Here is an 8,447-nt window from a genome sequence, read left to right as displayed (position 1 = left end):
AGCCCCGGATTCCGCGAAGCTCCATCCGGGGTGCTTGCTTGCTGAAATAGGGCAAATATTATGGCAGTTCGTGGAGTTAAGCCTCAGGCGGCGCTGAATACAAATTCAGTAGAGGTTGCGGAATGCGAAGCTAAAATAGCTCATCTTGAACGGGAAAATGCAGAAAAAGACCAACAAATATATTCGCTAGGCGCTGAAATAAATAGGCTTCGAACGTTTCAATACAACCAAGTTCAGTTAAATCAGGCTCTCGATTTTTTGCAGAGGGTTATTGATGGCGAAAATGACAAAGATATAAAAATGGAGGCCATCAAACAGTGGTCGATTATAGTAGACAAGTTATTCATTTCCGCCCCCATACCTATAGAATCAAAGTAACGTAGGCCGGGCATGTACCCGTGCCCGACATTACCCATCGGCAAGACGAGCGTCGGGCATGGGAATACATGCCCGACCTACATTAAGTAGGTCATGAAAATGCAAACTCAACCCGATTTAGCGAAAGCGATTTCTGAGATAGCCAAAGAAATACCTTGGGCGCGGGCGGTGCAACTTTACGAATTCGCGCTCTTCCTCAAAACCCATCCATTACCGACCGAAGAAACCCCCGAAGCCATCGCCGCCGATGAAGTAACGTAGGTCGGGCATATACCCATGCCCGACATTACCCATCGGCAAGGCGAGCGTTTGGCATGGGAATACATGCCCGACCTACACATTGCTATCCCTCACACCAAGTCGCCGAGATAACACACCAAATGCAAGATAAGCCATGCAAGGGGAAGTTTTGGTCGCCATTATGAATAACGGCAAGGATTTTCGCATACTATGCGAGGAATCTTGGTATCGCATCCCGGTTGACAGCGTGGAAAGATGGCTAAAGCATCGCTGGCCCCCAAGATGGGTGGCGTTTTACCAAACCAAAGCGTTTAAGGGCGAAGCCTATTCTGTACGTTATTACGCGAAAGTACACTCTATTAAAAAGGTTCATCGTCATGACCTATTTCCCAATGAGCCGCCCAGCCCAAAGCAAGATAAAACCTATTACAAGATTTCATTAGGCCCATTACAAACCTTGCCGAAGCCAATCCTCAGTCGCCGCTGGCGCAGAATAATTTTCATCCCCTCAACCTGGGAAAAATTCATAAACGCGGCGGAGATTAACGACCTCTACGACGATAGTCCTTTAGAGGACCGCATGTGGACTGAGTTTAAGCGTTTGCAGATTGATGCCGAACGTCAAGAGTTGGTAGAAGTTGACAAGAAAAACTACCTTCTCGACTTCGCTGTCTATTGTGTTGCTGGCAAATTGGATGTGGAAACCGATGGAGATAGTTGGCATGTAGGCAAAGAAAAAGCGGGAGCCGATAATCTACGTGACAACGCGCTCAAAACCGAAGGTTGGCGGGTATTACGGTTTAATACCCTGCAAGTGAATGAAAAGATGGCGGGTTATTGCGTGCCTACAGTCGTTGAAAACATAAACCGTCTGGGTGGCTTGGAGCGCGGAGATGAGGGGGCGAAGAAAATTCGCCTAGACGATAAACCTGGGCAATTGGAATTGTTTTAATTTAGTCGGTGTCGCTATGATGGCCCGGATTATCCCGGATTCCGCTGCGCTGCATCCGGGCTACTTGCTTACGGTATTCCCACGGAGACCGTGAGAACGATAAATAGGTCGAAATAGCATTTGGAGGATAACCCCATGGCCGCAGTTAAACCCGTACATTTTTACAGCGAGGACGACTATCTCGCCCTCGAACGCCAATCCGAAGAGCGCCATCAATACGTGGATGGCCATATCTATGCAATGGCCGGAGAAACCCCAAATCACAGCGCAATTTGCTGTAATCTCGTGGCAATTCTGGTTCCGCAACTACGCGGCAAGACCTGCCGGACTTTCTCCCCGAACATGAAAATCCGCAGCGGCCCCATCCAAAAGAATACCCGCAAAGGCATGTATTCCTACGCCGACGCCACCGTGGTTTGCGGCGAGCCGCGTTTCCACGACGAACACCGGGATGTGTTGCTCAATCCCAAAGTCATATTCGAAGTATTGTCCCCCAGCACCGAAGCCTTCGACCGGGGCGATAAATTCCATCGCTATGCCGCTCATTTGGAATCGCTGGAAGATTATGTCTTGATCGCCTCGAATAAGCCGGTCATCGAGCATTACCGGCGGCAAGCTGGCGGGCAGTGGTTATATACGACGGTCGAGGGGCTGGAAGGAAATCTGTGGCTGGAGTCGATAGCCTGCCGCTTGGCGTTGGCCGAGGTTTATGAGCAAGTTGAATTCCCGCCAGAAACCGATGCGCCGGAGCCTGATTTCCCCTGCTTGCCTTAATAAGCGCACGGAATCTCACGCCAAGTCGTCAAGGAAGAGAGGGAAAGTCCCGGCACGAGCGAAGGAGAGATCATGGACGCTATTCGCAGTAGGCGGGGCTAAAATGGACTCGAAAGGATTGATCTCACCCGCTAAGAGGAACTTAGTATGAGCCACCGAATTCTGCCGTCCCTTGGCCTTCTGGCCACCATCATCGCCGCTGGTCCCGGCACGGCTTCTGCCCAAGCCGCGCCAGCCCCGCAAAGACCAGCCAGCCCCCAAGTGGTGGATTCCGGGAAAACCCTGGAAGCCACGCTGGCGGAAATCGCCATTCCCTCCGGCATCCGTTTCCGCATCGCCCCCGAATTGGCGCGGGACAAAATCCACGCCCATTCCACCGGGACCGCTTGGCCGGACGTGGTCCGCGACTTGCTGCGGGGCTACAACTACGCCGGGACGTGGGACGCCAAGGGCCGACTGACGGAGGTGTCCGTCACCGGGCGCAACGGCAGCGGCGTGTCGCCGCCATCCACCGACGCAAGACCCCGCTCCGGGCAGGAATTGCTGTCCTACCGCCAGCCAAGCCTTATGCCGCCCGCCCGCTACGCGAGCTATGCGCCGGGTTCGGTCCATCCCATCAAGATTCCGGTCAGCAAGCTGCGCGGCATGAAGAAGGGCGACAAGGCGTCCGCCAATCTGCCCGATGGCCGCTACGAATTCACCCACGACAACGTGTGGAAGCACGAGGACGGCGACCTGACCTGGGTGGGTTATGTGGACGGGCCGGAGGGAAAATACCGGGCGCTGCTCACGCTGGGCGGCGAGGGCGTGGTCGGGCAGGTGCGGACGCCGGGCGGTTTGTATCAGGTGGAAACAGACGGCGAGGATGGCTGGCTGGTGGACATGAACGCCTCGGGCTTGCAGCGCGGCACGCTTAATGAGGATGGACGTTTTCCCGTGGCCTTTCCGGTGCCGATGATTCCCAATGCCGACAGGCAATCCGCCGCTGGCCGGGCCACGGACAAGAACGGCCCGGCGCGGCCCAAAACCGCCACCATCAATGCCGATGGCAAGCCAGTGATCGACTTGATGATCGTCTACACCTCGGGGCTGGTCTCCAAAAAGCTGGGCAGCGATTTGAATTATCTGCTGTCCCTGGTCAATCAAGCCTTGGTCGATAGCCAGGCCAACGCGGTGTTGCGGCTGGTGGCGCGCCAGCAGGTGAGCTATCCGAACGGCAGCGACAACGATGCCGCCCTCGACGACATCACCGATTTCAGGCGTGGCCTGGAAAACATCCCGGCGCTACGCAAGCAGAAGGGCGCGGACATCGTGATGCTGATCCGCCCCTTCAAGCCGCTGTCCCAGGGCGACAATTGCGGCGAAGCCTGGGTCAACGGCAGCGGCGGCGACCCATTGCGGGCTAGCCTCGCCTTCGGTGTCGTCAGCTATGGGGCATCGAACGGATATTATTGTTCCGATTACACCCTGGCCCACGAGATCGGCCATGTCCTAGGCGCCGCCCACGACCGCCCCCATGCGGACAATGTGCCGGGCATTTTCGAGTATTCCTACGGTTACGGCATTGATGGCCTATTCGGCGACATCATGAGCTACTACGACCCGGAGGTGGGCGTGTATTCCAATCCCAATATCACCCGCTGCAAGGGTTCGCCTTGCGGCGTTGCCCCCGGTCAGCCCGGCGCCGCCGATGTGGCTTTGACCATCACCAAGACGGCGGGGCGGGTGTCGGGGTTCGTCAAGGCGGTAAAGAAGTAAGGTTTTCGATGGGGATAAACCTCCCTTTGGAGGGATGTTGTCCCCGCTTGCGGCCCGCTCCTGTGGACACCCGTTGGCGAAACGTGTGCAATTCTCCTGTCTTCCCATTCACCGAACTATTCCCCATGGCCACCATACAAGAAGAAATCTGGGAAATCCTGCGGAACCTTGCGCAGAGCGACGAGGCGCTGCGCAAGCAGCAAGCAGAGACTTTCCAACAAATGAAAGAGACCGCCCGACAAATGAAAGAAACCGACCGCAAGCTCAAGGACGTGACCCAGGCCATCGGTCGGCTGGGCAACCGGCTGGGCGAGTTCGTCGAGGAAATGGTCCGGCCCGCCGCCGTGCGGTTGTTCCGGGAGCGCGGCATCGACGTGCATGAGGTTTATCCCCGCGCCTACGCCGAGCGGGACGGCGACGCCATGGAAATCGACCTGCTCATCGTCAACGGTACCGACGCGGTGCTGGTGGAAACCAAGAGCGAACTCAAGCTCGACGATGTGCGGGAACACCTGGACCGCATGGGACGTTTCAAGGCGCTGTTCCCGGCCTACCGCGAGCATCGCGTCATGGGCGCGGTGGCGGCGATGGTGGTGCCGGACGACGTGGCCCGCTTCGCCTACCGGCAGGGCTTGTTCGTGCTAGCGCAAAACGGCGATTCCGTGACCATCCGCAACGATGGCGCTTTCCGTCCGGGAATTTGGTGACATGCCGAAAAGTTACCCTTCTCTCCAGGTCTTGGGCGGTCGGCAATTCGGCGGGGCGGACCAGTTCTACGTGCGGCTGGTGCGGGCGCTGCACGAGGCGGGCGAGCCGGTGACGGCGGTCAACCGGCGTGATACCCCCGTGGCCCGCGAACTCGCCAAGGACGCCATCGAGCAAGTCCACCTGCCCATGGCGAACCAATGGGATCTGTGGTCCATCTGGCGGATGCGGAGGCTGGTGGAAAGCCGCCAGCCCTGCGTCGTCCAAACCTATATGGGCCGGGCCACGCGCTTGACCCGCCTCCCGAAAAACGCCCCCGCCGTCCACATCGCCCGCTTGGGCGGGTTTTACAAAATCGACGGCTACTACCGCCACGCCCATGCCTGGGTCGGCAACACGCAAGGCATTTGCGATTACCTCGTCAAAGAGGGCTTGCCCGCCCACCGGGTGTTTTACATCGGCAATTTCGTGCCCGACGCGATCAGCTTGGACGATGTCCAAAAGGCGGCGTTGCGGGCGCAATACGGCATTCCCGACGACACCCGGATTCTGCTGGCCCTGGGCCGCTTGATTGAGAAGAAGGGCTTCGACGACCTGCTGCACGCGCTGGCCCGGTTGCCGGTCGAGATCGGCGGTCGGCCCTGGATGGCGCTGATGCTGGGCGATGGCCCGCTGGCCGACGAGCTAGGCAAGCTCACCACCGAATTGAACCTGGCTGGGCGGGTGCGCTGGCTGGGCTGGCAGAATCCCGCCGATCCCTTCTACGCGCTGGCCGATGGGTTCGTGTGTCCTTCCCGGCATGAGCCGCTGGGCAATGTCATCCTGGAAGCCTGGAACTACGGCCTGCCCGTGGTCAGCACGGCGACGGATGGGGCTTTGGAGTTGATCGAGGAGGGCAGCACCGGCCTGTTCTGCCCCTGCGCCGAACCCGTGGCGTTGGCGGAGCGCATCGGTGAAATGCTGGCAGCGACGGAAGCTCAGCGCAATGCGCTGGGAGACGCCGGGCGGCGGGTGTTGCAGGCCCGCTTCGGGAAGGCGGCGATTGTGCGGGACTATCTTGATTTGTATGGCCGATTGATGGCCGAGCGGGGGATTGGGTAGTGCTTTGTCGGGCTAAAGCCCGACCTACAGCCGATAGCATAGAAGCCGTAGGTCGGACTTCAGTCCGACAGTGATAAGCCTTACTCGCCGACCACCGTGGCCTTCTCGATGATGATCGGCGTCTGCGGCACGTCGGAGGGCATGGGGCCGCCCCGTCCGGTGGGGACGGTCGCCATCTTGTCCACCACGTCCATGCCTTGGGTCACTTCGCCGAAGACCGCGTAGCCCCAGCCCTGCGGGGTCGGCGCGGTGTAGTTGAGGAAGTTGTTGTCCTTGTAGTTGATGAAGAACTGCGCCGTGGCCGAGTTCGGGTCCGGGGTGCGGGCCATGGCGAGGGTGCCGCGATTGTTCTTGAGTCCGTTGTCCGCCTCGTTCTTGATGGGCGGATGGGTGGGCTTCTGTACGAATTTCTCCGTGAACCCGCCGCCCTGCGCCATGAAGCCGGGAATGACCCGGTGGAAGATGGTGCCGTCGTAGAAGCCTTCCTTCACATAGGTGAGGAAGTTCTGAACGCTGACCGGCGCTTTCTCGGCATTTAGCTTGATGACGACATCGCCGAGGCTGGTGTGCAGTTTCACTTGGGGGCTGGTGGTTTCGGTCACTTTGGGTTTCTCCGCTGGTTTGGGTTTTACCGCCGCTTGGCTGTTAAGGGCCAGGCCTAGGGCGCAAAAGAAAATCGTCGCTGGGATTCTCATGGTTAAGGGACTCTTCCGAAGGGAAAGGGAACGGGGGGAAATTATCGCTTACCGTGGGGGTAAATGGGGCCGGGCGCGGCGTTTTCCAACCAGCGGATTCAGCTTATCCAGTTTCGTAGGGTGGGTTAGGCGCGCGATGGGAAGCTTGATTTGGCTGTTGATTTTGCCGTGCGCCGTAACCCGCCATGTCAGGATGGTGGGTTACGGCGCACGGCAGGACAACTTGAAGCGCGAACACAGCGAAGTGTGCGCCGTAACCCACCCTACGATAAGACCATCTTGCCCGGCGCGACGATTCCCGACCGGCCATTCAAGTTCTTCAACTCCACCGTGATGCCGCTGTCTTGAGCGGCCGCCACGAAATCCTCGATGGCTTCGAGGATGTCCTGGTCGATGAATTGCGCCCGCCCGCCATCGACGATGACGTAGCCGTTCTCTTCGATCTTCGCCAAATGCTCGCGGAGTGGCGCCTTGTTCAGGAAGGACACGTCCTTTTGCATCCTCAGCAGGTAGTGATTGCCGTTGCGGGTCAGGGTGATGGCGGAATGGAAATTGGCCCGGATGACATAGAACAGCCCGAACACCATGCCTATCGCCATGCCCTTGAGCAGGTCGGTGAACAGTATCGCCAAGATGGTCACGACGAAGGGCACGATCTGGCTGTGGCCCTTCTGGTAGAGGTCTTTGAACAGCGCAGGTCTGGTCAGCTTGTAGCCCGTCACCAGCAGGATCGCCGCCAGGGCGGCGAGGGGAATCAGATTCAAATATTCGGCGATGAACATCACGCTCAGCAGCAGCAACAGCCCGTGGACAAAGCAGGCCACCTTGGTCCGGCCCCCGGCGTTCACGTTGGCGGAACTGCGCACGATGACCGACGTCATGGGCAAGCCCCCGATCAGGCCGCTGATGATGTTGCCCAGTCCTTGGGCCTTGAGTTCGCGGTTGGTCGGGGCCACCCGCCGCAAGGGGTCCAGCTTGTCCACGGCTTCCAGGCTCAGCAGGCTCTCCAGGCTGGCGACCACCGCCAGGGTGGCGGCGGTCACGTAAAGGTCCGGGTTGGCCCACTGGCTGAAATCGGGCAAGGCGAACTGCCCGAAGAAGTCCCGGAGGCCCCGGATTTCCGGCAGCTTGACCAAATGCGCGGGGTCGATGGCGAACTCCGGCGCGTATTGACGGCTGAGCAGGTTGTAGGCGATGCCCCACAAAACGGCGACCAAGGGGCCGGGAATCAGCGCGAGCAAGGCTTGGCGCTTGAGGAAGCGGGTTCCCCACAGCCACATCATGAGGATCGCCACCACGCTGACGATGACCGCGCCGTAAGAAATGGCGTCCAGTGAGTAGGCCAATTCGGAGAAGGTGGTGTGGGCGTCGCTCTGGTCGAAGGATTCGTCGCCCTCGTAGTCCGCGTCATAGCCCACCGCGTGGGGGATTTGCTTAAGAATCAAAATCAAGCCGATGGCGGCCAGCATTCCCTTGATGACGGCGGCGGGGAAATACGCGCCGATCATGCCCGCCCTGATAAAGCCCAGCAGCACTTGGAAGATGCCCGCCAGCACCACGCTGGACAGGAACACCGGATAGCTGCCCAATTTGTCGATGGCGCTCACCACCACCACGGTCAGGCCCGCCGCCGGCCCGGACACGCTCAGTTGCGAGCCGCTGGCCCAGGCGACGATCAGGCCGCCGATCAGGCCGGCGGTAATCCCCGCGAACATCGGCGCTCCCGACGCCAGGGCAATGCCCAGACACAGCGGCAAAGCCACCAGGAACACCACGATGCCCGCCGGGATGTCGTTATTCAGGTGATTTAGGTAATAGTGCAAGCGCTTGTGCGGCATGGCAGT

General features: G+C 59.0%; 9 protein-coding genes. 7 read left to right on the top strand and 2 right to left on the bottom strand.

Annotated elements, in window-relative coordinates; genetic code table 11:
• Nucleotides 1–60: 60 nt before the first annotated feature.
• The 7 genes from ACXWUF_RS14160 (at nt 61) to ACXWUF_RS14130 (ending at nt 5,908) form a co-directional block, all read left to right on the top strand.
• Entirely contained in the window at nt 61–378 is a 318-nt protein-coding gene (locus ACXWUF_RS14160) for a hypothetical protein (RefSeq protein WP_458495303.1), read from the top strand.
• Nucleotides 379–477: 99 nt separating this feature from the next.
• Complete coding sequence (locus tag ACXWUF_RS14155) at nt 478–639, top strand: hypothetical protein (RefSeq protein ID WP_458495302.1); 162 nt, start codon at nt 478–480, stop codon at nt 637–639.
• A gap of 133 nt (nt 640–772) precedes the next feature.
• The gene (locus ACXWUF_RS14150; protein WP_458495301.1) at nt 773–1,570 is read left to right on the top strand and encodes an endonuclease domain-containing protein; all 798 of its coding nucleotides are present in this window, start codon (nt 773–775) and stop codon (nt 1,568–1,570) included.
• Nucleotides 1,571–1,705: 135 nt separating this feature from the next.
• Nucleotides 1,706–2,344, top strand: a complete 639-nt coding sequence (locus ACXWUF_RS14145; protein ID WP_458495300.1) for a Uma2 family endonuclease — start codon at nt 1,706–1,708, stop codon at nt 2,342–2,344.
• Nucleotides 2,345–2,491: 147 nt separating this feature from the next.
• A complete protein-coding gene (locus tag ACXWUF_RS14140) occupies nt 2,492–4,102 on the top strand; it encodes a reprolysin-like metallopeptidase (protein ID WP_458495299.1) in 1,611 nt (536 codons plus the stop codon).
• A 125-nt stretch (nt 4,103–4,227) separates the two neighbouring features.
• Nucleotides 4,228–4,809, top strand: coding sequence for a DUF3782 domain-containing protein (locus ACXWUF_RS14135; protein ID WP_458495298.1), 582 nt, complete (start codon nt 4,228–4,230; stop codon nt 4,807–4,809).
• Nucleotide 4,810: 1 nt separating this feature from the next.
• Nucleotides 4,811–5,908 (top strand): glycosyltransferase, encoded by a 1,098-nt coding sequence (locus ACXWUF_RS14130; RefSeq protein WP_458495297.1) that lies wholly within the window; start codon nt 4,811–4,813, stop codon nt 5,906–5,908.
• 80 nt (nt 5,909–5,988) lie between these two features.
• Here ACXWUF_RS14130 and ACXWUF_RS14125 read toward each other — a convergent pair whose 3' ends face one another.
• A complete protein-coding gene (locus tag ACXWUF_RS14125) occupies nt 5,989–6,510 on the bottom strand; it encodes a peptidylprolyl isomerase (RefSeq protein WP_458495296.1) in 522 nt (173 codons plus the stop codon).
• Between the two features lie 356 nt (nt 6,511–6,866).
• On the bottom strand, nt 6,867–8,441 hold the full coding sequence (locus tag ACXWUF_RS14120) for a SulP family inorganic anion transporter (protein WP_458495304.1): 1,575 nt from the start codon (nt 8,439–8,441) through the stop codon (nt 6,867–6,869).
• Nucleotides 8,442–8,447: the final 6 nt, after the last annotated feature.

Source organism: Methylomagnum sp. (assembly GCF_054333355.1).
Note: the sequence above shows the minus strand (reverse complement) of the source record. Positions and strands in the feature narration are given on the sequence as shown.